Genomic DNA, 23,922 nt, shown 5'->3' on the forward strand with positions numbered 1-23,922 from the left:
CTGACTATACCAGTGGCAGCGGCATTTGCCGCACTTTATCGAATGAAATTCCCGGAGATTGTAGTTCATGGCTGACGAAAGCATTTTCATCGGCGCCAGCCGCAACCCCGATGACAGCTACCAGAAGCCTGAAGAGCTGTTGCTGAAATACGGCAATCGGCACGGCTTGGTGACGGGCGCAACCGGCACCGGCAAGACGGTGACGCTGCAGATTCTGGCGGAAAGCTTTTCCAATGCCGGTGTTCCGGTCTTTGCGGCAGACGTCAAAGGCGATCTGTCAGGCATTGCCGCCATCGGCGAGGCAAAGGATTTCCTGACTGCGCGTGCCGAACAGATCAAGCTCGATCCTTACGAGTTCCAGGAATTTCCCGTGATTTTCTGGGATCTATTCGGTGAAAAGGGTCATCCGATCCGCGCCACCGTCTCGGAAATGGGTCCGGTCCTGCTGTCCCGCCTGATGAACCTGACCGACGCTCAGGAAGGCATCATGAACATTGCCTTCAAGATCGCCGATGAGGAAGGCCTTCTGCTCCTCGACATGAAGGATTTGCAGGCATTGCTGTCCGACATCGCCGATCGCGCCTCGGAGATTTCCAGCCGCTACGGCAACGTGACCAAACCATCTGTCGGCGCGATCCAGCGCACCCTTCTGATTCTCGACCAGCAGGGCGGTTCGTTCTTCTTTGGCGAACCGGCGCTGAACATCGCCGACCTGATGCGCACCACCCGCGACGGTCGCGGCGCGATCAGCATCCTCGCCGCCGACAAGCTGATGATGAACCCGCGCCTCTACGCCACCTTCCTTCTGTGGCTGATGTCGGAGCTGTTTGAAGAACTGCCAGAGGTGGGCGATCCCGACAAGCCGCGACTCGTCTTCTTCTTCGACGAGGCGCACCTCTTGTTCGACGAAGCGCCGCGCGCGCTGGTCGACCGCGTCGAGCAGGTGGTTCGGCTCATTCGCTCAAAGGGCGTTGGCGTATATTTCGTCACGCAAAACCCGCTTGATGTGCCCGAAACGGTGCTGGCCCAACTCGGCAACCGCGTGCAGCACGCGCTGCGTGCCTACACACCGCGCGAGCAAAAGGCTGTGAAGGTTGCGGCAGACACTTTCCGCCCGAACCCCGACTTCGATTGCGCCCAGGTGATCACACAGCTTGGCACCGGCGAGGCATTGGTCTCGACGCTCGGCGCCAAGGGCATTCCGTCCATGGTCCAGCGCACGCTGGTGCGACCGCCCGCATCGCGGCTTGGTCCGATCAGCGATAGCGAGCGTGCCAAGGTGATGGCATCGAGCCCGGTTGCTGGACAGTACGACAAAACCATTGACCGCGAATCGGCCTTTGAGATGCTGCAAAAGCGCGGTGAGGAAGTGGCCAAGGCAGAAGCCGAGGCGCAGGCCGCCGAAGATGACAACAACCGTTCAGGCTGGACCATCCCAGGCTTTGGCGGAGAAAAGCCGGCCCGAACGACAGGTCGCCCGCGCGCCCGGGCATCCAATCGCCAGTCGGTGACGGAAGCAGCGATGAAATCTGTCGTGCGTTCGGTTGGAACGTCTGTTGGCCGCGCGCTGGTGCGCGGCATCCTGGGCAGCCTGAAACGCGGTCTTTAAAGGCTGGATCGGGCGAGGTTCATGTATCCAGAACCTCGCCAATTCGATCAGTAGACGACGATTGGCGTGCGGTTTGGCACGCGGTCGTAGAGATCCATCACGTCCTGATTGATCATCCGCACGCAACCCGATGAGACCGACTTGCCGATCGTCCACCATTCAGGCGAACCATGGATACGGTACAGCGTGTCTTCGCCGTCCTGGAAGATATAGAGCGCACGTGAACCAAGCGGGTTTTTGAGGCCAGGCTCCATGCCGCCGTTGGCAACACTGTATTTTTCCAGCTCTGGCTGGCGGGCGATCATCTCGTCCGGCACCTTCCAGGTTGGCCACTTCCTCTTCCACTGAACAACGGCGCGGCCCGACCAGGCAAACCCTGCACGGCCGAGGCCAACACCATACCGCATGGCCTGACCACCCGGGCGCACGAGATAGAGAAAATGCTGCTTGGTATCGACGACAATCGTACCGGGCATTTCACCTGTCGGGTCCTGGACCATCTGGCGCAGAAAGCGGTTGTCGACCTTATCGACAGGGATCGCTGGAAGCTGGAAGCCTTCATCAGTCACCGAGGCATACATCTGCGCGTAGCCGCCCAATGCCGGTTCAGGCGCAGGCGGAGGCGCGGGTTCGATCGGCGTGATGGATGGCAGGCGCTCAGACACCGACGTGCAGGCGGCCAGGGCCGCCGAAGCTGCCACGGCACCCGAGACCTGGAAGAACTTACGGCGGCTGAATTCGATATTTGCTACTTCTGACATGATACCCTTGCTAGGCGATTTGCGAAAAACTCAACGCTCGTAATCCGTGCGCGCACCCCCCCGGTGAATGAGGAGAGATAGGCTGACCAATTCGGGCTTCAAAGTGGACAAACAGTGTTCACCGTGAGACCGGGATGAGCTGTGACATTTGCGCCACGCTCCGATTTGGCACGTTCAAGGCAATGTTTTCAGGCTTTCCAGTGAAGGAAGAATTAACCCTGGGGGAAAGTCAGCATATTCATCGGGCTGCCCGGAGCGGTTAATCCAGACCGTGCGGAAACCAAATTTTCCAGCGCCAGCAACGTCCCAGCGGTTTGACGACTGGAAAGAGACGGACTCCGGATAGAGGCGCCAGTTTGTGGTTACCAACTCGTAAACGGCAGGGTCTGTTTTGAAGCGCTGGACAGGGTCGACGGAAAAAACTGCATCGAACACATTTTCGAGAGCAGCAGACTTTACCGCAGCCTCCAGCATCCCCGGCGAGCCATTTGACAGAATCGCCAGCCGCGCCCCGTCGGCTTTTAGCGCCTTGAGCACTGTGGGCACCTCCGGATAACAATCGAGATTCCAATAGGCATCAAGCAACGCCGCACGAAGTGAAGGGTCCGCGCTCGGCACCTTGTGAAATGCGAAGTCGAGCGCCTGTTGGGTCAGCTGCCAGAAATCGACATAAGCGCCCATCAGCGAACGTACCCAGGAATATTCAAGCTGTTTGGCCCGCCAGATTTCGGAGAACAGGGTGCCCTCCGGACCGATCTTTTCTGCATGCCGCCGCACGGCTGCGTGAACATCAAACAGAGTTCCATAGGCGTCGAACACATAAGCGGAGTGGCGCATCGCAATTCCTTCCGGGCTCCTGTTCAGGCATTAAAGCCTGTAGGAAACAACAGCGTCTTAATCTGGCCTCAAGGTTTCTGCTTGAGCACCCGTTGACCTTGTCCGGCAAGGCCGTTCACATGCCTGCTTTGAAAATCACCGGAACGGATCGATCCATGACACTCGCAGCAGCTGCGCAATCGACAACCTGGACTTTTGTGGATGGCAATTGGCACGAAGGCAATGTCGCCCTCATCGGCCCTCGCTCGCATGCGATGTGGCTGGGCTCCACCGTCTTCGACGGCGCCCGCTGGTTTGAGAACGTGACGCCCGACCTTGATCTACACGCAGCCCGCGTCAATGCCTCGGCCCGCGCTCTCGGCCTTGAGCCAACCATGAAGCCTGAAGAGATCGTCGCTCTCACCCATGAAGGCCTGAAAAAATTTGATGGCAACACGGCGGTCTATATCCGCCCGATGTATTGGGCCGAGCATGGCGGCTATATGGGCGTGCCGGCAGATCCTGCCTCGACGCGCTTTTGCCTCTGCCTCTATGAATCGCCGATGATCGCGCCGACGGGCTTTTCGATCACCGTCTCGCCATTTCGCCGCCCATCGCTGGAAACCGCGCCCACAAACGCCAAGGCCGGCTGCCTCTACCCCAACAATGGCCGTGCCATCATGGAGGCCAAGTCGCGCGGCTTTGACAATGCGTTGGTGCTCGACATGCTGGGCAATGTCGCCGAAACTGGCAGCTCCAACATTTTCCTGGTCAAGGGCGGCGAGGTGATGACACCGGCAGCCAATGGGACGTTCCTGTCGGGCATCACCCGCTCGCGTGTCTTGGGCCTGTTAGGCGAAGCTGGCATGAAGACGACAGAGCGCGCGCTTTCGGTGCGCGACTTTCTGGAGGCTGACGAGATCTTTTCGACTGGTAACCATTCCAAGGTGGTGCCGGTTACGCGCATTGAGGAACGCAGCCTGCAGCCCGGACCTGTGGGAAAGCGCGCACGGGAGCTTTATTGGGACTGGGCGCATTCGACTTCTGCCGGGTGATTGCCTAGATAGATCACTGGGAGCTTTGCCGCGTTCGTCTTTCGGCTGAACGTGGTGTCTTTGTCTGGCGAGGGTTCGCCGGATCTGCACATGAGGAGTTAAGACTATGGCTTTTGAACTGCCCGCACTGCCCTACGATTACGAGGCACTCCAGCCTTACATGTCCAAGGAAACCTTGGAATATCACCACGACAAGCACCACAAGGCCTATGTCGACAACGGCAACAAGCTGGCAGCAGAAGCCGGCATGGAAGGCAAGTCGGTCGAGGAAGTCGTCAAGGCCTCGTTCGGCACCAATCCGGGCCTCTTCAACAATGCCGGCCAGCATTACAACCATCTCCACTTCTGGAATTGGATGAAAAAGGGCGGCGGCGGCACGAAGCTGCCCGGCGCGCTGGAAAAGGCCATCGAAAGCGACCTGGGCGGCTACGACAAGTTCAAGGCTGACTTCATCGCCGCCGGCACGACCCAGTTCGGCTCGGGCTGGGCCTGGCTATCGGTCAAGGATGGCAAGCTCGCCATATCCAAGACACCGAACGGCGAGAATCCGCTGGTCCATGGCGCAACGCCTATTCTCGGTTGCGATGTGTGGGAACATTCCTATTACATCGACTACCGCAACGCCCGGCCAAAATATCTCGAAGCCTTCGTCGATAATCTCATCAACTGGGATTACGTGCTGGAGTGCTACGAGAAAGCCAGCTGACCAACAGTCACCACGAGAAAACCCGGCCTGGCCGGGTTTTCTTTTGTCCCTTCACGAAAGCGTGACTATGCGTAGCTGGGATAAATGCTCCACGTTGAGCGATGTGCCTCAGTCAACTGTCCCTCTTCCAAACCGGAGAAATTTCATGAGAAAGCTCGTCATCGCCATCTCGCTTCTCGCGCTTGGCGCCACTGCCGCCCTTGCTGGCCCGATTGAGGATCGCCAGGCAATCATGAAGGCCAACGGCAAGGCGATGGGCACGCTGTCGGCCATCATCAAGGGCGAAAAGCCATTTGACGCCGCTTTGGTGCTCGACACCCTGAAGGTGCTGAATGACGACGCAGAAAAATTCGACCCTGCGGTCCTGTTCCCTGTGGGCTCCGAGACCGGCGGCGACACCACCGCCTCGCCAAAAATCTGGGAAGACATGGCTGGTTTCCAGGCAGCAGTTGACAAGTTCAAGGCCGACACGGCGGCAGCCGTCGCTGCCGCACCGCAGGACGTCGACGGCTTAAAGGCTGTAATGGACACGGTCGGCAGCAACTGCGCGTCCTGCCATCAGGGCTTCCGGGTGAAGAAGGGCTGATCCTGCCCGCATGGCGCTGCCTCTGAAAAAACTCGCCGTCGGCATCGCTGCCGCCGGCGTTCTCGCAGCTATCGGCGGATGGTTTTTATCCGCGCCTGTGCGTCTCGATGCTGCCACGCTGGCCACGCTGCCTGAGGGCGATGCCGCGCGTGGCGAGCGCATGTTCTGGGCCGGCGGCTGCGCATCGTGTCACGCGCAGCCCAAATCCGAAGGCACCGAGCGCCTGAAACTTCCCGGCGGGGTGGAACTGAAAACACCATTCGGCACGTTCGTGGCACCGAACATTTCATCCGACAAAACCGACGGCATCGGTGGCTGGTTACTGAGTGATTTCGCCAACGCCATGCAGCGCGGCGTCTCACCTGATGGCCGGCACTACTATCCCGCGTTTCCCTATACATCCTATGCGCGCATGGAACCGGGGGATATCGCCGATCTCTATGCCTTCATGCGGACGCTGCCCGCCGTAACCGGCAAAGCACCTTCGCACCGGCTTGGTTTCCCGTTCAACATCCGCCGCGGGCTAGGACTTTGGAAGCGGCTATATCTCGACAGTTCGCCAGTCGTGGCGATGGACGCGTCGCATCAGGTGATGCTGGGACAATATCTGGTCGAGGGCCCCGGCCATTGCGGCGAGTGCCACACGCCGCGCTCTGTCACCGGCGGTCTCAAGAAGAATCAATGGCTGGCCGGCGCGGTAGCTGCCGAAGGCGACGGCATCGTGCCCAACATTTCAGGCGGCCAGGGCGACTTTGCCGACTGGAGCGCGGCTGATATCGCAAGCTATCTCGAAACCGGCTTCACCCCCGAATTCGATTCGGTCGGCGGCGCTATGGTCGATGTTCAAAAGAACATGGCCAAGCTGACCGCCGAAGACCGCGCCGCCATTGCAGCGTATCTGAAGGCCGTACCGCCGCATGAAAACGGCTACCCGGCGCGCAAGCCTGCGGGCTGATAGGGCGCGGCTAACCTACCGCTTGCCCAGAATTTGAGCCTCTTTCGAAAACCCGGCATCAGCAGCGCTAGCCTTCCTAAGCCGTGTCGTCGCGCCCCGTTACCTTCAGCGCGAAGGCGTAGCTGTAGGCTATCTCTTCCAGTCGCGAGAACCGGCCTGAAGCGCCGGCATGGCCGGCATCCATGTTGATCTTGAACAGCGCCGGGTTTCCTGAGGTGGAGCGGGCGCGCAGCCTGGCGACCCATTTTGCTGGCTCCCAGTAGGTGACGCGCGGATCGGTGAGGCCAGCGACAGCCAGAAGCGGCGGGTAGGGCAGGGCCGCAACATTGTCATAGGGCGAATAGGCGGCAATGGTCTGGTAATCCTCGTCCGAGGCAATCGGGTTGCCCCATTCGGGCCATTCGGGCGGTGTCAGCGGCAGCGTATCGTCAAGCATCGTGGTCAGGACGTCGACAAACGGCACCTCGGCAATGATACCGCCAAACGCCTCAGGCGCCATATTGGCGACCGCTCCCATCAGCATGCCGCCGGCCGAACCACCCTGCGCAACGATGTTTTCATGCGATGTATAATTCTCGGCCACCAGATGCCGCGCCACAGCAATGAAATCGCCAAATGTGTTCGGCTTGGCCTTGCGTTTGCCGTCATCATACCAGGCATAGCCCTTGTCCTTGCCGCCGCGGATATGAGCGATGGCGTAGACAAAACCGCGGTCGACCAGCGACAGGCAATTGGTGTTGAACGATGCAGGTACGGTGATGCCATAGGAGCCATAGCCGTAGAGCAAGCACGGTGCGGAACCATCCAGCTTCGTATCCCGGCGGTGGATCAGCGATACGGGAACCAGTTCGCCGTCCTCGGCCTTGGCCATCAGGCGGCGGGTGACGTAGTTGTCCGGCTCGTGCCCGCTCGGTACTTCCTGCGTCTTCAGGAGCGTGCGTTCGCGCGTGCGCATGTTGTAGTCGAACAGTTGCGAAGGTGTCGTCATCGACGAATAACTGAATCGCATCATGTCGGTATCGTATTCATAGGTGCCCGAAAGGCCGAGCGAGAACGCTTCCTCGTCAAAGGCGATCAAGTGTTCGTCGCCGGTGGCACGGTCGCGCACGACAATGCGCGGCAGCCCGTCCTTGCGCTCCAGCCGCACCAGAAAGTCGCGGAACGACAGAATAGACAGGATAAGCCGCCCGGGTTCATGCGCGACAAGCTCACTCCAGTTCCCCCGTGACGGGTCGGCGACCGGCACTGTCATGATCTTGAAGTCTTTTGCGCCATCGGCGTTGGTGAGAATGAAGAAGATGTCGCCGCCTTCCTCCAGCTCATATTGCAGCCCGGTTTCGCGTGGCGCGACAACACGCAGCGCTGCCTGTGAATCATTGGCCGGCATGATGCGGTATTCCGAAGTCTCGTGATCGCTGATCGAGACAAAGATCCATTCATTGCTGCGGCTGCCGCCGACACTCATGAAGAAGCCGGGATCGGTCTCTTCAAACACAACATGGTCGGTGCTGGCGTCCGCGCCCAGTTGATGGAAAAGGATTTTCGCCGGCCGATGATTCTCATCCAGCTGCGTGTAGAAGAAACCGTCATTCGCAGCGTTCCAGACGCCAGAGCCGCCGGTGTTTTCCACACGGTCCTCGAGGTCAGCGCCGCTTTCGATATCGCGCACCTTCAGTCCGTAAAACTCAGATCCCTTGTCGTCATACGCCCAGACGAGACGCTTGTGATCGGAGGAATGGTCGGCATCGCCGAGACGGAAATAAGCTTTTCCGGTCGCCTCATGGTCGCCATCAAGGATGATCTCTTCAGATCCGCCCTCGGCAGGCACGCGAAACAGCCGCGGCTGCTCGCCGCCAAGCTTGAATGAGGAGCCATAGGCAAAAGCGCCGTCGCGCATCGGAATGGACGAATCATCTTCCTTGATGCGCCCCTTCATCTCGGCAAACAGCGCTTTGCGCAGGGCGCCGGTCTCTTCCATCATGGCGGCCTGATACGCGTTTTCCGCCTCAAGATGAGACCGAATGGCCGGATCAAGCGTCGACGGGTCCTTGAACACTTCCTGCCAGTTGTCAGCTCTCAGCCAGGCGTAGTCGTCCACGCGGGTAATGCCATGCCATGTATCGGCAACGGGCCGCTTTTCTGTATCAGGCGGTGTGATGGCAGGAAATCGCTTGGAGGTCTGGGTCATGAGGTTCCGAGATACGGGTTGAATGGCAGATGAACGGACAAGTCAGCACCGGTTCAAAAGGGGAGGGGCACTGTAGTGTCGGTAGGGTTATCGTTATCCTGCCACCAACGGAGGAGACAAGGTTATGAACAAATTTACCAGCCTGTTGGTTGCCGCTGCGCTTCTGGCGCCGTCAACCATGCTGAGCGTTCCGGCAGATGCTTCGACATTTGTAGCCTGGCAGGTCCGGGGTGTACCTTGGGGCGATACGCTGAATGCGCGTAAATACCCCTCGAACGTTTCGCAAAAACAGTCGGCCTATCCCAATGGCACTGTGTTGCAGATGACAGGTCGCTGCACGGGCGGCATCGACCTTGCCGACATTTCCACTGCGCCGGCAAAGTGGCAGCGCAAACAGGTTCGCACACGCTGGTGCGAGGTTTGGCACAGCCCGGCGAAGAACGGCGCTTACACGACCGGCTGGGTCTACGGCAAGTTTATCGCGCCGTACTGAACCGTTATTCCTTGTCCAGCTCCAGCTCCATCGCCGTGCCGTTCATGCAGTAACGCAGGCCGGTGGGCTGGGGACCGTCATTGAAGACGTGTCCGAGATGACCATCGCACTGGGCGCAGCGGATTTCGGTGCGCGTCATGAAGAACGCGCGGTCCTTGTGCTCGCTCACCGCGTTGGCGTCGAGCGGCTGATAAAAGCTCGGCCAGCCAGTGCCCGAATCAAACTTGGTCTCTGAACTGAACAGCGCATTGCCACAGCCGGCGCAAACATAAGTTCCAGCGTCCTTGGATTCCCAGTTGGGTCCGGTAAAGGCGCGTTCAGTGCCATGTTTGCGCAGCACGTAATATTGTTCAGGCGTCAGCTCCGCTTTCCACTCGGCATCGCTTTTTTCAACTTTGACGTCGCTGGTCATTCAGCTTCTCCTTTTGCATTTGCCTTAAATGTAGTGCGAAACCTCAAGAGGTTAAATAACAACTCGGTGCTTATCGTGTTATCACGACCGGCGCGGCGATCTGCGCCATCCGAGTCGGGTTGCTCCGTCCGGATGGAGCAGTTAAGTCAGCCGCGGAGGGTAGGGCAGAACCAGGATCGGACCGCGTATGGCAGGCGGAGCGCAATCGCTCACACTTCTCGCATTGGCTTTGCCATTTCTGGGTGCTCTCGCTGCCCCGTTTCTCACCCGTGCGCTGAAACATAACGCCGCCTGGCTGCTGGCGTTGCTGCCACTCTGGAATTTTTTCTATTTTGCCTCTCTTCTGGGCACGGTGTCATCCGGCCAGACGATCAAGGGCGGCTATAGCTGGATTCCCAGCCTCAACGTCAATCTGTCCTGGTATCTCGACGGCCTGTCACTAACCTTTGCGCTTCTGATCACCGGCATCGGAACGCTGATCATGCTCTATTCGGGCGGCTACCTGAAAGGCCACGCCCAGCAGGGGCGGTTCTTCTCTTTCATGCTGATGTTCATGGGCGCCATGCAGGGATTGGTGCTGTCGGATTCGTTCCTGATGCTTTTTGTCTTCTGGGAACTGACCTCGATCACCTCCTTCCTGCTGATTGGCTTTGACAATGCGCGCGAAGCCTCGCGCCGCGCGGCGCTGCAGGCGCTGGTGGTCACCGGTGCTGGCGGGCTGGCGCTGCTGGCAGGTCTTCTGGTGATCTGGCAGGCGACAGGCATCAACGACATGTCGACCCTTTTGCAGTCCGGTTCAGCGCTGCGCGATGCCCCGCTTTACATGGCAGCGCTCATCCTGGTGCTGGGCGGCGCCTTCACCAAATCGGCACAGGTTCCGTTTCATTTCTGGCTGCCCAACGCAATGGAGGCGCCGACGCCAGTTTCGGCCTATCTGCACTCGGCAACCATGGTGAAAGCTGGCGTCTATCTGCTGATGCGCCTTAACCCGGCCATGGGTGACACTGTCGCTTGGGAAACCATTTTGCCCCTGTTTGGTGGCGCGACGCTGCTCACCGGAACAGTTCTCGCCATGCGTCAGACGGACCTCAAGCTGATGCTGGCCTACACCACCGTGGCATCGCTTGGTCTTCTGGTCATGCTGACCGGCTTCGGTTCCGACAAGGCAGTCAAAGCGGCGGTGCTCTATCTGATCGCGCATTCGATGTTCAAAGGAGCGCTGTTCATGGTCGCCGGCCTTATCGACCATGAGGCGGGCACGCGTGACATTACCAAGCTTGGCGGGCTACGCCGCGCCATGCCGATTACCTTCACCGCCGGCATCCTGGCAGCACTCTCGATGGGTGGACTGCCGCTCTTCTTCGGCTTTTTGGCCAAGGAAGAAATCTATGCCGCACTCGGTTTCACCAGCGGCTGGGCAGCATTTTTGACGCTGGTGGCCATTGTCGGAAACGCTCTGATGCTGGCGATCGGTTTTCTGGTTGGGCTAAAACCCTTCCGGGGGGCGGAAGAAAAACATCTGGCCAAGGCCCATGAAGGCCCACCACTTCTGTGGCTCGGTCCGATCATTCTGGCACTTTCCGGCCTTGGGGCGGCACTGCTCTCGCCACTGGCGCACACGCTGTTTTCGAGTCCGATGTCGAGCGCGGTGGCCGGCAAGTCGGTTTCCGTTGAAATCTCGACCATTCCCCATATCGGCATGCCGTTGTTGCTGTCGCTCGTTACCGTGGCGCTCGGGATTGTTTTCTATCTGCGCGCAGATGCCATTCGCGCCCGCGTCGACGCAGTCTTGAAAACCATTGGCTGGGGACCGGACCTTGGCTTTGACCAGGCAATGCGTGGCCTGATCCGGGTGGCGCGGGTGATCACCAGCATCGTCCACAATGGCCGCCTGGATATCTACCTCACCGTCACCTTCATTGCAGTCGCGGTCGCGCTTTTGGTGCCGATGGTCATCTATGACGAATTGCCTGTCATGCCGGCATTCCCCAACCTGGCCTTCTACGAATGGGGCGTTCTGGCAATTGCCATGATCGGCCTTGGCGCGGTCGTCTATGCCAATGACCGACTGACGGCCATTGTGTCGCTCGGAATCCAGGGGTTCGCGGTGGCGCTTCTCTTCATGCTGATGGGCGCGCCTGACCTGTCATTCACGCAGTTCATGGTCGAAACGCTCTCGGTGGTCATCCTCGCTTTGGTGATGACGCGGCTGAAACTGACGCCGTCCGACCGGCGTCCAACCGGTCAAAAGGCGCTCGATATCTCCATCGCTGTCGCCTGCGGTACGGGGTTCGGCCTGCTGCTCCTCAACGTCACGCAGCTTCCGTTCGACACCACGCTGAGCGACTTCTTCAACGCGCAGTCAAAGGTGATCGCCCATGGCCGTAATGTCGTGAACGTCATCATCGTCGATTTCCGCGGCATCGATACGCTGGGTGAAATCGGCGTCGTGATGATCACAGGCCTCGCCATCCTCGCGCTGATCCGCATCAGGGTTCAGCGTGAGCCGACCGTGACTGCAAAGGACAAGCCATGAACAGCCTGATCTTTCGCACCATGGCACCGTACCTCACCAGCCTGATGGTGCTGTTTTCGATTTTCGTCCTGCTGCGGGGTCACAATGAGCCGGGCGGTGGCTTCATCGGCGGGCTGATCGCCGCCTCCGCCTTTGCCATTTACGGCATCGCCTGCGGTGTGCCCCAGGTGCGCCGCGCCTTCTATTATCACCCGATGGCGATCTCCGGCTTCGGCCTGTTTATCGCGTCTCTGTCAGGCTTCGTGTCGATGTTTTACGGCGTGCCGTTTCTGACCGGCATCTGGACAACGGTGAACATTTTCTGGGTCGATGTCGATCTCTCGACGGTGCTGTTTTTTGACATTGGCGTCTATCTGGTCGTCGTCGGCTCCATTACCTCGATCGCGCTGGCGCTTGAAGACAGGGTGGACGACTGATGGAAGCGATCCTCTCCTACGTTGTCGCAGTGTTCTTTGCGGTCGCCATCTACATGATGCTGTCGACCCATGTGGTGCGCATCGTGCTCGGCGTGGCGATTTTCGGCAATGCGGTGAACCTTTTGATCTTCACCGCCGGCCGTATCGTGCGCGAAGTGCCGCCGATCATTCCTGAAGGGCACGATGTGCCGGTGGGTATCGTTGCCAATCCGCTGCCGCAGGCGCTCATTTTGACCGCGATTGTCATCTCGTTTTCCTTCTTCGCCTTCCTGCTGGTGCTGGCATACCGCGCCTATCAGGAGATAGGCACTGATGAGACTGGGGGCATGCGCGTGGCCGAACCGGAGGGCGATGGCCTTCCGCCGATGGGATATTGACCATGGCCGTAACTTTGCCCGCTGATCTCTCCGCCGCCATGACCGGCGTGACCGCGCTCGCCGACTGGGTCATTGTCGCACCCGTTGCGGTACCGATCCTGTTTGGCGCGTTGTTGCTCATGTTTCGCCATGAGACTCGAAGCCATGCGCTGATTGCGCTCGCCGGCCTGGCGATTACCGTCGGCTCCACGGTCGCGCTTCTCTCGCGCGTTCTGGGTGAGGGCCCGCTTGCCATGACCATGGGCCGTTGGCTGCCACCCTTCGGTATCTCGTTCACCGCCGACGCGCTGGGTGCTGCCTTTGCGCTGGTGGCATCGGCAATTGCCCTCATCTGTGCTCTGTTTGCAGCGCGCGACATCAGCGCGACGGGCCGGCGCTACGGCTTCTACCCGTTTCTCATGCTGATGATGGCTGGCGTCAACGGCGCCTTCCTGACCGGCGACGTGTTCAACCTCTATGTCTGGTTCGAGGTCTTTTTGATCTCTTCCTTCGGACTTTTGATCCTCGGCTCCGAGCGCGACCAGATCGATGGTGCCACCAAATACGCGATCCTCAATCTGGTCGGCACAACGCTGTTCCTGATCGGCACCGGCTATCTTTACGGCACTTTCGGCACCCTCAACATGGCCGACATCGCCCGCAAGGTGGATGGCCTGCGCGGCACCGGACCGCTGATGACACTCGCAGCGCTTTATTTCCTCGCATTTGCCATGAAGGCAGCGGCCTTTCCGGTCAATTTCTGGCTGCCCGCCTCATACCATACGCCGCGTATTGTCATTGCAGCCCTGTTCGGCGGGCTTTTGACCAAGATCGGCATCTATGCCCTGCTCAGGGTGTTCGTGATGCTTTTCCCGGTAGAGCGCGCCGAACTGTCCACCGTGATCGGCCTGGTGGCGGCAGCGACGATGATCATCGGCATCCTGGGTGCCCTGGCGCAGTCCGATACGCGCCGCATCTTCGGTTTCGTGGTGATCTCGGGCGTCGGTGTCATGCTTGCCGGCGTGGCGCTGGGCGGTGCCGCCGGCACCTCTGGTGCCATCCTCTACGCGGTTCATTCCATGCTGGTGATGACAGCGCTCTATCTCTTGGCCGGGCTGATGCGGGAAGTAGGCGGCAGTTTTTCGCTGCACGAACTGTCCGGTCTCTACAAGGCCTCGCCGCTGCTGGCAGGCATTGCGCTGCTCCTGGTGTTCTCGATTTCCGGCCTGCCACCCGGCTCCGGGTTGTGGCCCAAGGTCGTCCTCGTCAAGGCAGCACTGGATGGCAATCAATGGTGGCTGGCGCTGGCAATATTGGCCACCGGGCTGTTGACAACAATCACCATGGGCCGTGTTTTTGCGCTCGCCTTCTGGCGCGAAAAGGCCGCGCTGAAGCCGGAGGGCGAGACGGGCCCGCTGACGACGCTGGGCGGTGTGTCACTCATCGCGCTTACGCTGCCGCTTCTTGTGCTTGGCGTCTATCCAGAGCCGTTCATCCGCATGGCTGACATCGCCGCCGCCGGACTGATTGACTCGTCCACCTACATAAACACCGTATTTCCAGGAGGGACGCCATGAACCTCTATCTGAGCAACGTCATCCTGGCGCTTGCCTGGGCCGCTGTCACCGGCTCGTTCTCGCTGGCCAACATCGTCTTCGGTTTCGTGCTGGGCGCAATGGCGCTCTATCTGATCCGGGAGCAGACCGGCTCGCTCGGCTACTTCCGCCGCAGCTGGCGCATTTTATCGCTCACAGCCTTGTTTCTCTATGAGTTGGTCCTTTCGGCTTGGCGCGTATCCATTCTGGTCCTGTCGCCGAAAATGGATCTGAAGCCCGGCATCTTCGCCTATCCGCTCAAGGCAGAGCATGATGTTGAAATCACACTTCTGGCCAATCTCATCACGCTGACGCCCGGAACCCTGTCGGTCGATGTTTCCGAGGATCGAAAGACGCTGTTCGTCCATGCGATCGACTGCTCGAACCCCGAAGCAGTGCGCCGTGATATTGCATCCGGCTTTGAGCGCAAGATCATTGAGGTGTTCAAATGAGCGGCGAAGCATTTCTGGATTGGGCGCTGCTTTTTGCTCTGGCGTTGCTGATGCTGTCGTTTCTGCTGACGGTTGCGCGCGTGTTGCTTGGACCAACATTGCCGGACCGGGTGCTGGCGCTCGACATGCTGGTCTCTATCGCCATTGGTTTCATCGCGGTGCTGGGCATCAAGACCGGCTTCACGCTCTACCTTGATATCGCCATTGCACTGGGCCTCGTCGGCTTCCTGGCAACCGTGGCCTTTGCACGTTTTATCGCCAACCGCCCGGCAGAAGAGCCGACGCCGCGCTCTGGAAAGCCGTCGCCAGATCAGGGTATTGGCCGATGATGGACATGATCCAGAGTTATCTCGCCGGCATCCTGATTGTCATTGGCGCAGCCTTCGCGCTGATTGCATCTATTGGCCTGCTACGGCTGCCGGACCTTTACACGCGCATGCACGCGGCCTCCAAGGCCGGCACCATGGGATCAGGCATCATGCTGATTGCACTGGCGATCTACACGGACGATCAGGCGGTGCTGACGCGTGCACTGGCGGGAGTGATCTTTTTCTTGCTGACAGCACCTGTTTCATCGCATCTGCTGGCCAAGGCAGCTTATGCAGCCGGCTATCCTATGTGGGATGGCTCGGTGAGGGATGAAATGAAGCCAAAGGCTACACGTCAACGCCGCAAGCCAAGGAATGGTAAAGCTTAAGTTGTATCTGAGGGTCGACATAACGCAGGGTAAATCTCCGTTATTATCCCGTACAAGAGGTTGTAATTCTGCGATAAAAGACCGATCGTAGACCTTGAGTAATAAGGATTCACGCATTCTTGCCCTAAGTAACGAATATCAATTGACTTGTAATACTAATAAGCTCATTTAGAGGTAGCGGCCGGACTAGCCAAATATGTATTCCTGCGCAGCGTCCGCCTGATAGCCCGAAAAATGAAATATTGGGCACAGATTCAAAACTTATGTTGGGGTGTGAAGAGCTATGGACAATAACGAAACAGCCGTAAGAAACAGCGAAATGCTGATCGAACTGACCGCCGATGTTGTGGCAGCCTATGTAAGCAACAATCCTGTTCCTGCCGCTGAATTGCCGCATCTGATTGCCGACGTGCACGCAGCGCTCGGTCGCGTAGGTGGTGCTCCGGAGCAGCCGGTTGCTGAGAAGCAGAAGCCTGCGGTCAATCCGAAAAAGTCCGTTCATGATGATTACATCATCTGCATTGAGGACGGCAAAAAGTTCAAATCGTTGAAGCGTCACCTGATGACTCACTACGGCCTGACACCTGATCAGTACCGCGAGAAGTGGGGCTTGGACGCGACCTACCCGATGGTCGCGCCAAACTATGCTGCCGCACGTTCGCAGCTGGCCAAGAAGATGGGCCTCGGCCGCAAGCGCAAAACCGCTTCCCGGTGATCGTTTAAGACGGTTGTATCACGGCGCCTTCGGGCGCCGTTTTGCGTTGCGCGCCACGCTTGGCTTGACTGCGCGCCGCGCTGGGCCATGTGCCTCCCAAATCCCCTCAAGCGCCTGCTTCAGAGCAATGTGTCGATTGAGGTCATAGCTCGAGTGCCTGCGCAGCCCTCTGAGGCGCTCGCGTTCAATCAGCCGCGCGATGCGGGCTACAAGCGCTGGATCACCATCCCGATACATTTTCTCCTCGATGTCGATGCCAGCCACCAGTTGCAGCGCGACACGTAGCCGTGATGCCTCTTCGGCGTGCGTCTTGCGCGCTTGGAAACCGCGGATTTCCTGGATTAACCCGTCCATATCTATGCCCCTTGATGCTCGCCATGATTGTCATCGCCGAGCAGGGGGTGGGGATAGATTTTTCCGATTCGCGAAAATTTAGTCGATAATAACCGATAAAGAACAATGGCTTATGAACGAAGTGCGAGCTGCTTCGTTGCTGTTTTGTTCACAACCTGACATGCAACCGGTATAAGAAGATATTCCTATTTTCATCATGGGGGATGATTCGCCGTGCAAGCGCTCCAGGCAGAACCACAATATTCCACGCAACGCAACGCGACGAGGCCACGGCAAGTCAGCCGCAGATTTGGCGACCCAGCGGAAAACGCAGTGAGGAGGTGATCGAACTGTGCGAGGCGATGATCGACCTGACCGCCGCTCTTTTTACAGTCTCGAGCAAGGAAATGCGCAAGCCAGGCAGGTCGCGATCAGAGATCGCCCGCGTCAGGCAGATCGCCATGTATGTATCGCATGTGGTGCTCGGTCTCTCGATGTCCGAGGTTGGCAAGGGGTTCCAGCGCGAACGCACCACGGTTCTCCATGCCTGCCATCTGATCGAGGATCTGCGTGATGACGACGAGTTTGATTGCCTTGTGGCCAAAGCCGAGCGCATAGCTCAAGCCGCGTTCAAGAACCGAAAGGCGGCATGACATGGAGCCCTCCACCCATAAGGTCGTGCTGCGCCTGCTCCGCTTTCTATCAACCGGATCAGCTATTTCGCACAGTGCAGCTGTAGACAGTCAGATACTGCTTGATGGCGGAGCTCGCGGAACTATTGCGGTGCCTCGTATCGCGTTTGACGCGCTCATCTCGTCTGGGCTGGTGCTGCGCGACAAGACCGGCAGTATCAAGCTTGCGGACGCCGGCGTCGCATGGCTGAAGCGTCAGGCAACGTCGTGCGACCCTTTTGCCGGGCAGCATCGCGATCTTGCAGGCGTCAGGATTGAAATGTCCGACGGCGCCATCGCGACCGTCACCGCCAATCTCGCAGAATCACCACTGGCAAAACTGCTGCGCCACAAAATGCGCAACGGTTCCGCTTTTCTGAGTGCGGAAGAATTCCAGGCTGGCGAACGGTTGCGGTCTGACTATACGCGTGGCCAGATCATGCCGCGGCTCGGCGCGCATTGGGAAGCCTCTGTCTCTTCGGGTCGCCGCGGTGGCAATGGCATGGCAGACATCACCGATGCGGCATTGGCCTCCCGCCAGCGCGTTGATCTGGCGATAGATGCCATCGGCCCGGAACTGGCAGGCGTGCTGATCGATATCTGCTGCTTCCTGAAAGGCCTGGAGCAGGTGGAGATGGAACGCGGCTGGCCCGTTCGCTCGGCGAAGGTGGTGTTGAAAACGGCCCTTGGCGCTCTCGCCCGTCACTATGCCCCGCCGCCGAAATCGCGTCGAAGCTCAGGCTTTGTTCATTGGGGCACAACCGACTACCGCCCAAAGCTCGGCAGCGAACGTCTGTAGCCGCCTAGTCGACATTCTCCAGCGCCAGCGTGGCGTCGCGCTTGATCCGCTTGACCATGGAGCGCAGCCCGTTTGAGCGCTGGGGCGTGAGGTGTTCGTCGAGGCCGAGCGTACGCAAGGCCAAATCGGCGTCGGTCTCCATGATCTCGCTGGCCTTGCGACCGGAGAACAGTGCGAGCACGATAGCGACCAGCCCCTTGACGATATGGGCGTCGGAATCACCGGCGAAGGTGACGACCGGGTCAGACCCTTCGCCCCGTTGTGTCGTCAGCCAGACCTGACTGACGCAGCCTGGCACCTTGGTGGCGTCGTTCTTGTCGACATCAGGAAAGACCGGCAACGCCTGACCGAGGTCAATGACATAGCGGTAGCGATCTTCCCAATCATCGAGGAACTCGAAGTCGTCGTAAATTTCTTTGATAGTCTGTCCCATGATGCGGCTGATATAGGCGGGGAAAAGCGCAACGTCACGGAAAAAGCGGCAATAGCGCTATTCTTCGCGCTTCACAGTCTGGATAAAAAAACACCGCAGGCGCCGAGAGGTCAGCGCGTGCGGTGGGCGTCGGCCCCAGCCGACAGCAAAACTCTGGAACGCCGCCCTCTGCGGCGGTTGAAATCAGTTGGGCCGCGCGGTCTGGCTGAGTGCTGCCTCGACGGCGCGGGTGCCGGCTTGCGTGATCAGGTCGCGAACGGCGTCTGTGCCGGACTTTGCCGGTGCCGCTGCTTCGACAGGCACGCTGCCTGTCTGTAGGTCGGGCTCGCCTTCGCTCAATTGCTGGTCCAGCAGCTCATAGGCGATGCGCGCTGTCTCACGGGCCCGAACGCCGACCGTATGCGCCGCCGATTTGCCGATCACGCAAACATCCGGCTTGCGTTCGCAGATACCGGTAACATCGCTCACCGCCTCCCGGGCTGCAAACACCGCCTGCAGCGGGCTGACCGTCTCACCTTTAATGTCGCCGCCGAGGCCGAATGGCAGGAACAGCAGCACCAGGCTGAACCAGAAGGCGGCGCGGATCAAAAACCACATGACACGTCTCTCTGTTAATCGGGCCAGGCTTCGTTTCGCGGTCTGGCCTCATTTGTTGGGGTGACAATGCCACGTCCGCACCAAGGAGCAATTGTTGGCAGCGTTCGACTTTTCGGCAAATTCAATTCAACTTTTATGCAATCCGACAGCTGTTTTGCATTTTCATCGACTTTAAATTCAACTGGATCGAATCCGCCGCTTTACTAATCAATTGATATTTAATGGAAAAACGTTTTCGTCTGCGGGCTGCACGCAGTTGGATGCCTCGTCCTCCGCCAGACCGTGAAGCTAAGCCTCTGTTTACCATGGCAGAAAGTCCAGTGGGTTTTCCACCATGTTCGACCCGATATGAGGTGCTGAGAGCACTTCTGGCGCCTCGCTTTATTCATTCCTTAAAAGCTCAATGCGAGTTTCGGTATCAGCCAATGCGGCCTTCCATGGTCGGGCAAAATTTTGTGAGTGTGTTTGTTGAGTCCCTCCGTAATCCGATCTGATGAATGGCTGTCTGCCGGGTTCAAGTCCGGTTGCGACAGGCTTGTGCATCCGCGTGTGACGGGCGAAGGCCTGCGCCAGCGCCAACGCAGGCTTGTGGGTGTGCTTCTCGGCGCGCCGTTTCTGGCGGCAGCTGCTATCGGCCAGGGGATGTTTGACCCGTTTGGACCGGCAATAACACTTGCCGCCATTTTCGCCAGCTTTGCATTGTTCTGGTGCGCGGCGCTCACCGTTGCGTCGACCGGCCGTGATGTAATACCGGGGATCTCCATCCTTGCCGTTGCACCGGTGCCGGCCGCCATCATCATCGTCGGCGCAGGCGGCATGACATCCCCGCTTGCCGCATTGCTTGTCTGTTTTGTGCTAGAGGCCGCCTGGATCTGGCGTACACGCGCTGCGCTGCTTGCCGGATTGGCCGCGATGGCCGGCGCGGCTGTGGCACTTGCCTTGCTACCCGGCGCCCACACGCCCCAAATGATCTCGACCTGGCACTGGCTGGTTCCTGCGGCCTATGCGCTGACACTCGGCTTGCGGATCACCGCCCTGATCAAGGCGGGTGCGGTCAATGAATTGAAGCCTGTCGAACGTCGGCTTGACGATATCATCGAAGCGGTGGTGTTTCGGCTCGCCGCCAATGGCGACATCGTTGACGCCACCGAAAAGGCGCGGACACTGTTGCGTCTTGCGCCAGAACTGCTGCTCGGCAACGGACTGTTCGAGCGCATCCATGTCGGCGATCGGGTGGCTTACCTGTGCGCTGTCTCGGAACTGCGCAGCGGCGGCCCGACCCGTACTGTCGACCTGAGGCTGCGCCTGCCAAACGAACATCCCGACCAGCGCGGCGGCAACTACCAGCCCTTTACCATCGATCTGGCCAGCTCAGGCGCTACAGATGGCAGCCTGATCGGGTTGCTGCGCTCCAACGGCGAACTGGTGGAACTGCGCCACAAGGTTACGGTCGCCAACGAGGCAGCAGCCAGCAGCGAAGTGACCAAAGGAAAATTCCTGGCAGCCGTCAGCCACGAACTGCGCACGCCCCTCAACGCCATCATCGGCTTTTCCGATATGCTGGTGCACGAGATGTGCGGACCGTTCGGCGATCCGCGGCAGAAGGAATATATCGGCCTGGTCAAGGATTCGGGCGAGCATCTTCTTGCGGTGGTCAATTCCATCCTCGACGTATCCAAGATCGAATCGGGCACCTATGCCGTGGACATCGAGCCGTTCCGCTTTTCCGATGCGGCCGAGATGTGCCACTCGATGATGGAGTTTCAGGCCACAGCCAAGGATATCGTCATCGACATGGATATCGGCTCGAACTCTGCCGAGATCAACGGCGACCGCCGTGCCGTGCAGCAGATCCTGATCAATCTTGTGTCCAACGCCATCAAGTTCACGCCCAAGGGTGGCGCCGTCGCCATCGGCGCAAAACCGGTAGGTTCGCGATTGCACTTCTGGGTTAGTGATACAGGCATTGGTATCGGCAGCGACGATCTGGAACGCCTTGGCACACCCTTCATGCAGGTTCAGAACGAATATACGCGTCAGTTTGAAGGCACCGGCCTTGGGCTTTCTCTGGTCAAGGGACTGGTGGCCCTGCACGATGGCACGATGATGATCGAAAGCGCACCCGGTGAGGGCACGACGGTGACGATCAGCCTGCCGATAGCGGGACCAGCTGCGAAAGAGGATGTCGCAGGCACAGCAAGTGCCAAAGAAGTGATCACAGTAAATAGCGAGGATGCCGATGGCGCGCTCCGCAAAACGGGCTAGAAAGCCCGCCATCAGCGAGCGGGTGCTGTCGACGGCGCTGGCCCTGGGTAGCAGCGTCGGCGGCGTGATAGCCCGCAATCCGACACCGGTGGCCGGCACCACCGCCTTTCTGGTGGCACTATCTTTCGTCTCGGCCAACGCGCTGTGGTACCAGCCGCATTTCCACGCCAACGCGTTTTTCGCCACGCGTAACCTGGACACAAATTATGTCGCGCCAGCGCTGCGCACCAACGCCGCCACCGATACGCGTGCCCAGACCACCATCCGCTTCGAGCGTCCCGCCGAACTTGTGCCGCAGGTACGACCAGATCCTGTTCTGGAACAGGTGCAGGGTATCTTGCGTGATCTCGGATTTTATACCGGCACCGTCGACGGCCTGAATGGTCCTGCAACGCGCGAAGCGATCCTGAATTACCGCAAGAAGGTCGGGCTTCCCGCGGTTGAGACAATCGACGATGAGTTGCTGACGCAGCTCGGCACCCGTCCGACGACATCCGGCATCGCACCGACCCCCGCAGCGGTGGTGCAAGCATCAGCTCCGACTAACCCGGACGTGCTGGTGACCAAGGTTCAGGCCGGACTCAAGGCTTTCGGCAATGACGGGATCGAGATTGACGGGGTCGTCGGTTCGAGAACACGCAACGCAATCCGCGAATTCCAGTCGCTGTTCGATCTGCCAGTGACCGGTGAGCCCGACGAGCAGCTCTATTTCAAGATGCGCGAGATTGGCCTGACCGGCTGAGCGGCTTCCGCTCCTCACGTCCGGGTGATAAAGCCGGCATCATGACAAAAGCCGGATTTCCATGCGCCTGACCACCGACTTCTGGGTTTCAGCCCTCATCCGCCGTGTGTTCGGCGATGGCGGCTTTGCAGCAATCGTCAAGCGCGGCGCGACCGAGGCGGGCGCGGTGTTCATTATCGCCAGAGACCGGATGGGGACGGTGCGCCTGTTCGGCCCGGCGGCTCAAACGGAATATGGCATCGACATCATCGACGAGCGCCGCTTCTCCGAACTTCTCTCCACCATCGACGACACCGAGGCCGAAGCGCGGCTGGATAAGGAAAAGCGCTTCGACAGCGATATCTGGGTTGTCGAGATAGAAGCCGGACGTACAGCGGTGGAAGAGCTGTTTCCGTTGGTGAGCGGTTAGGGCTCCGCCCTAGCGCGTGGTGCGTAGCGGCACCACCCTGGGAATTTCGCTGTCGCGCTCTGAAAGCCAGAGGCGGGCCGCTTCGGGCCCGGAGCGCTGATACTGGTCGAGGAACGCGCGTGTCGCAGCGATGCCGCGCACCAGTTCGGGGCACAGCAGCGTGGCGATGAGGAAAGCCTGGGAAACGGCGAGCTGGAGCGCGGCAAGTCCGGCAACGAGATCGGCCATGTCGCCGTCGATTACGGCGCGCGCAAGCGTCTGCGAAATATTTAGCTCACCGCTGAGCAAACTCTGCGCCGCGTCGCGATTTCCCTCAAGCGCAGCGTCAAGCAAGCGACCATAAAGCGTCGCATCCTGACCGGTAGGCAGGGGCTCGGTCGTGCGCATCAGCGCGCGCAGTCTGGCACGGGTGCGCTCGACTTCCGAAGGTCCCCGGTCATCGTTAGCCGTTTTTTCGGCGGCTTGCGGCGTTTCATAAGAAAGCGTCGAACTGGAAGCTGCCGCCAGTGCGCGCGCCAGATCGGCGATGGTGCGGTCGAGCCCGGGTCGTCGCGCGATGGCACGCGCATGCGCAAGTCCATGCCGACCGATCAGGGAAATAAGGTCGATATTGTTTAACGCGGTGGAGCGGATGAGCAATGGCGCTGCAATATCGACGCTCTCATTGGCCAGTCGCAACACCAGTGCAGGGGGCGGGTTGGCGCATTCGGAGAGCGCGGCAGCGACATAGCGTTTGGATTCCACTGACACGGTGCCGAACAGCGGCAGCGCCAGATCTTCCAGTTGGGCTATTTCACGCCGCGATGGGCGCACCAGCGAGCAGAATGCCGAGACGGCTGCCCGAAACAGCCGGTCGGCTTTTTCGGTGTCGCCGTTGATGACGATGTTCCTGAAATCGGACACGGGTACCAGATACGCCTGAAACAAGGTTGCACACTGACCGGTCTGGCACGCATTTCACCCATGCTGGCTGCCGGTACATTGGCTAAACTTAGCGCCGATGCGTTAGCAAGCTGTTAACTCTCTGCTGCGCGTAATCATGTCGGAGGCGTTGCGTACTGCTCCAGTCTAACAGACAGGGAAAGCGCGAAGTCATGGGCAGCATAGTCTCGTTCGTGCCGCGGCCAGCGGCAAAATCCGGTCCAAGGCAGTCAGGTCTGGCAGCCTCCGTCATCATATTTCCAGGCGTCCGCTATGAGCGTGCCGACGCAGCACCAGCTCCATGCGAGGCCAATCCGGGCGCAGCACCGCGCAGGGGCGCGGCCCCAAAACCTGGCTCATCGCGCCATTGAGGCGAGTGGCCTCCATCGTAAATCACCTGCCAC

Annotated in this window: 27 protein-coding genes; 19 read left to right on the forward strand and 8 right to left on the reverse strand. The window is 59.4% G+C overall.

Translation table 11 applies throughout. The annotated features are described in order from the left end of the window. Positions 1–67: 67 nt before the first annotated feature. Entirely contained in the window at positions 68–1,609 is a 1,542-nt protein-coding gene (locus tag GA830_RS10765) for a helicase HerA-like C-terminal domain-containing protein (protein WP_195161867.1), read from the forward strand. Between the two features lie 47 nt (positions 1,610–1,656). Here GA830_RS10765 and GA830_RS10770 read toward each other — a convergent pair whose 3' ends face one another. Together GA830_RS10770 and GA830_RS10775 are read right to left on the reverse strand one after the other, a co-directional pair. Then, positions 1,657–2,370 carry a L,D-transpeptidase gene (locus GA830_RS10770; RefSeq protein ID WP_195161868.1) on the reverse strand — a complete coding sequence of 238 codons (714 nt, stop codon included), beginning with the start codon at positions 2,368–2,370 and terminating at the stop codon, positions 1,657–1,659. 174 nt (positions 2,371–2,544) lie between these two features. Beyond that, entirely contained in the window at positions 2,545–3,207 is a 663-nt protein-coding gene (locus GA830_RS10775) for a haloacid dehalogenase type II (RefSeq protein WP_195161869.1), read from the reverse strand. 155 nt (positions 3,208–3,362) lie between these two features. On the opposite strand from GA830_RS10775, the gene GA830_RS10780 reads away from it, so the two are divergent. The 4 genes from GA830_RS10780 (at position 3,363) to GA830_RS10795 (ending at position 6,488) form a co-directional block, all read left to right on the forward strand. Next, complete coding sequence (locus GA830_RS10780) at positions 3,363–4,241, forward strand: branched-chain amino acid aminotransferase (RefSeq protein ID WP_195161870.1); 879 nt, start codon at positions 3,363–3,365, stop codon at positions 4,239–4,241. Between the two features lie 106 nt (positions 4,242–4,347). Further along, positions 4,348–4,947, forward strand: coding sequence for a superoxide dismutase (locus GA830_RS10785; protein ID WP_195161871.1), 600 nt, complete (start codon positions 4,348–4,350; stop codon positions 4,945–4,947). A 145-nt stretch (positions 4,948–5,092) separates the two neighbouring features. Then, positions 5,093–5,533 (forward strand): c-type cytochrome, encoded by a 441-nt coding sequence (locus tag GA830_RS10790; RefSeq protein ID WP_195161872.1) that lies wholly within the window; start codon positions 5,093–5,095, stop codon positions 5,531–5,533. A 10-nt stretch (positions 5,534–5,543) separates the two neighbouring features. Continuing rightward, positions 5,544–6,488, forward strand: coding sequence for a c-type cytochrome (locus tag GA830_RS10795; protein ID WP_195161873.1), 945 nt, complete (start codon positions 5,544–5,546; stop codon positions 6,486–6,488). A gap of 76 nt (positions 6,489–6,564) precedes the next feature. Here the strand turns inward: GA830_RS10795 and GA830_RS10800 are convergent, their stop codons facing one another. Further along, the gene (locus tag GA830_RS10800) at positions 6,565–8,676 is read right to left on the reverse strand and encodes a S9 family peptidase (RefSeq protein ID WP_195161874.1); all 2,112 of its coding nucleotides are present in this window, start codon (positions 8,674–8,676) and stop codon (positions 6,565–6,567) included. 124 nt (positions 8,677–8,800) lie between these two features. Here GA830_RS10800 and GA830_RS10805 point away from each other — a divergent pair, with 124 nt between their 5' ends. Continuing rightward, a complete protein-coding gene (locus GA830_RS10805; protein ID WP_195161875.1) occupies positions 8,801–9,169 on the forward strand; it encodes an SH3 domain-containing protein in 369 nt (122 codons plus the stop codon). 4 nt (positions 9,170–9,173) lie between these two features. On the opposite strand, the gene msrB is transcribed toward GA830_RS10805, so the two are convergent. Next, entirely contained in the window at positions 9,174–9,581 is a 408-nt protein-coding gene (gene msrB, locus GA830_RS10810) for a peptide-methionine (R)-S-oxide reductase MsrB (protein WP_195161876.1), read from the reverse strand. 187 nt (positions 9,582–9,768) lie between these two features. On the opposite strand from msrB, the gene GA830_RS10815 reads away from it, so the two are divergent. The 8 genes from GA830_RS10815 to GA830_RS10850 all read left to right on the forward strand — a co-directional run bounded on the left by GA830_RS10815 (position 9,769) and on the right by GA830_RS10850 (position 16,348). Then, positions 9,769–12,117 (forward strand): putative monovalent cation/H+ antiporter subunit A, encoded by a 2,349-nt coding sequence (locus GA830_RS10815; RefSeq protein ID WP_195161877.1) that lies wholly within the window; start codon positions 9,769–9,771, stop codon positions 12,115–12,117. Continuing rightward, complete coding sequence (locus tag GA830_RS10820) at positions 12,114–12,533, forward strand: Na+/H+ antiporter subunit B (RefSeq protein ID WP_195161878.1); 420 nt, start codon at positions 12,114–12,116, stop codon at positions 12,531–12,533. Before GA830_RS10815 ends, GA830_RS10820 begins: the two co-directional genes overlap by 4 nt. Then, positions 12,533–12,910, forward strand: coding sequence for a Na+/H+ antiporter subunit C (locus GA830_RS10825; RefSeq protein ID WP_195161879.1), 378 nt, complete (start codon positions 12,533–12,535; stop codon positions 12,908–12,910). Before GA830_RS10820 ends, GA830_RS10825 begins: the two co-directional genes overlap by 1 nt. 2 nt (positions 12,911–12,912) lie before the next feature. Further along, a complete protein-coding gene (locus GA830_RS10830; RefSeq protein ID WP_195161880.1) occupies positions 12,913–14,466 on the forward strand; it encodes a Na+/H+ antiporter subunit D in 1,554 nt (517 codons plus the stop codon). Further along, a complete protein-coding gene (locus tag GA830_RS10835) occupies positions 14,463–14,936 on the forward strand; it encodes a Na+/H+ antiporter subunit E (RefSeq protein WP_195161881.1) in 474 nt (157 codons plus the stop codon). The genes GA830_RS10830 and GA830_RS10835 overlap by 4 nt, the downstream gene beginning before the upstream one ends. After that, positions 14,933–15,265, forward strand: a complete 333-nt coding sequence (locus tag GA830_RS10840) for a cation:proton antiporter (RefSeq protein ID WP_195161882.1) — start codon at positions 14,933–14,935, stop codon at positions 15,263–15,265. Before GA830_RS10835 ends, GA830_RS10840 begins: the two co-directional genes overlap by 4 nt. Then, positions 15,262–15,633: a monovalent cation/H(+) antiporter subunit G gene (mnhG, locus tag GA830_RS10845; RefSeq protein ID WP_195161883.1), complete on the forward strand. Its 372-nt coding sequence runs from the start codon at positions 15,262–15,264 to the stop codon at positions 15,631–15,633. Before GA830_RS10840 ends, mnhG begins: the two co-directional genes overlap by 4 nt. 283 nt (positions 15,634–15,916) lie before the next feature. Further along, the gene (locus GA830_RS10850; protein WP_195161884.1) at positions 15,917–16,348 is read left to right on the forward strand and encodes a MucR family transcriptional regulator; all 432 of its coding nucleotides are present in this window, start codon (positions 15,917–15,919) and stop codon (positions 16,346–16,348) included. 18 nt (positions 16,349–16,366) lie between these two features. Here GA830_RS10850 and GA830_RS10855 read toward each other — a convergent pair whose 3' ends face one another. Beyond that, entirely contained in the window at positions 16,367–16,702 is a 336-nt protein-coding gene (locus tag GA830_RS10855) for a cytoplasmic protein (RefSeq protein ID WP_195161885.1), read from the reverse strand. 320 nt (positions 16,703–17,022) lie between these two features. On the opposite strand from GA830_RS10855, the gene GA830_RS10860 reads away from it, so the two are divergent. Then, positions 17,023–17,334, forward strand: a complete 312-nt coding sequence (locus GA830_RS10860) for a helix-turn-helix domain-containing protein (protein ID WP_258045405.1) — start codon at positions 17,023–17,025, stop codon at positions 17,332–17,334. A 1-nt stretch (position 17,335) separates the two neighbouring features. Beyond that, positions 17,336–18,151: a DUF6456 domain-containing protein gene (locus GA830_RS10865; RefSeq protein ID WP_195161887.1), complete on the forward strand. Its 816-nt coding sequence runs from the start codon at positions 17,336–17,338 to the stop codon at positions 18,149–18,151. 4 nt (positions 18,152–18,155) lie between these two features. On the opposite strand, the gene GA830_RS10870 is transcribed toward GA830_RS10865, so the two are convergent. Then, positions 18,156–18,584, reverse strand: coding sequence for a SufE family protein (locus tag GA830_RS10870; protein ID WP_195161888.1), 429 nt, complete (start codon positions 18,582–18,584; stop codon positions 18,156–18,158). 183 nt (positions 18,585–18,767) lie between these two features. After that, positions 18,768–19,181, reverse strand: a complete 414-nt coding sequence (locus GA830_RS10875) for a DUF5330 domain-containing protein (RefSeq protein ID WP_195161889.1) — start codon at positions 19,179–19,181, stop codon at positions 18,768–18,770. 459 nt (positions 19,182–19,640) lie between these two features. Between GA830_RS10875 and GA830_RS10880 the strand changes: the two genes are divergently transcribed. From GA830_RS10880 to GA830_RS10890, 3 genes are all read left to right on the forward strand, one after another. Then, positions 19,641–21,446 (forward strand): sensor histidine kinase, encoded by a 1,806-nt coding sequence (locus tag GA830_RS10880; RefSeq protein WP_374939262.1) that lies wholly within the window; start codon positions 19,641–19,643, stop codon positions 21,444–21,446. Further along, positions 21,421–22,188 (forward strand): peptidoglycan-binding domain-containing protein, encoded by a 768-nt coding sequence (locus tag GA830_RS10885; RefSeq protein ID WP_195161891.1) that lies wholly within the window; start codon positions 21,421–21,423, stop codon positions 22,186–22,188. The genes GA830_RS10880 and GA830_RS10885 overlap by 26 nt, the downstream gene beginning before the upstream one ends. A gap of 61 nt (positions 22,189–22,249) precedes the next feature. Then, entirely contained in the window at positions 22,250–22,597 is a 348-nt protein-coding gene (locus tag GA830_RS10890; protein ID WP_195161892.1) for a DUF1491 family protein, read from the forward strand. A 9-nt stretch (positions 22,598–22,606) separates the two neighbouring features. Here GA830_RS10890 and GA830_RS10895 read toward each other — a convergent pair whose 3' ends face one another. Continuing rightward, the gene (locus GA830_RS10895; RefSeq protein ID WP_195161893.1) at positions 22,607–23,500 is read right to left on the reverse strand and encodes a hypothetical protein; all 894 of its coding nucleotides are present in this window, start codon (positions 23,498–23,500) and stop codon (positions 22,607–22,609) included. Positions 23,501–23,922: the final 422 nt, after the last annotated feature.

This window comes from Mesorhizobium sp. NBSH29 (assembly GCF_015500055.1).
GTDB lineage: Bacteria > Pseudomonadota > Alphaproteobacteria > Rhizobiales > Rhizobiaceae > Neomesorhizobium.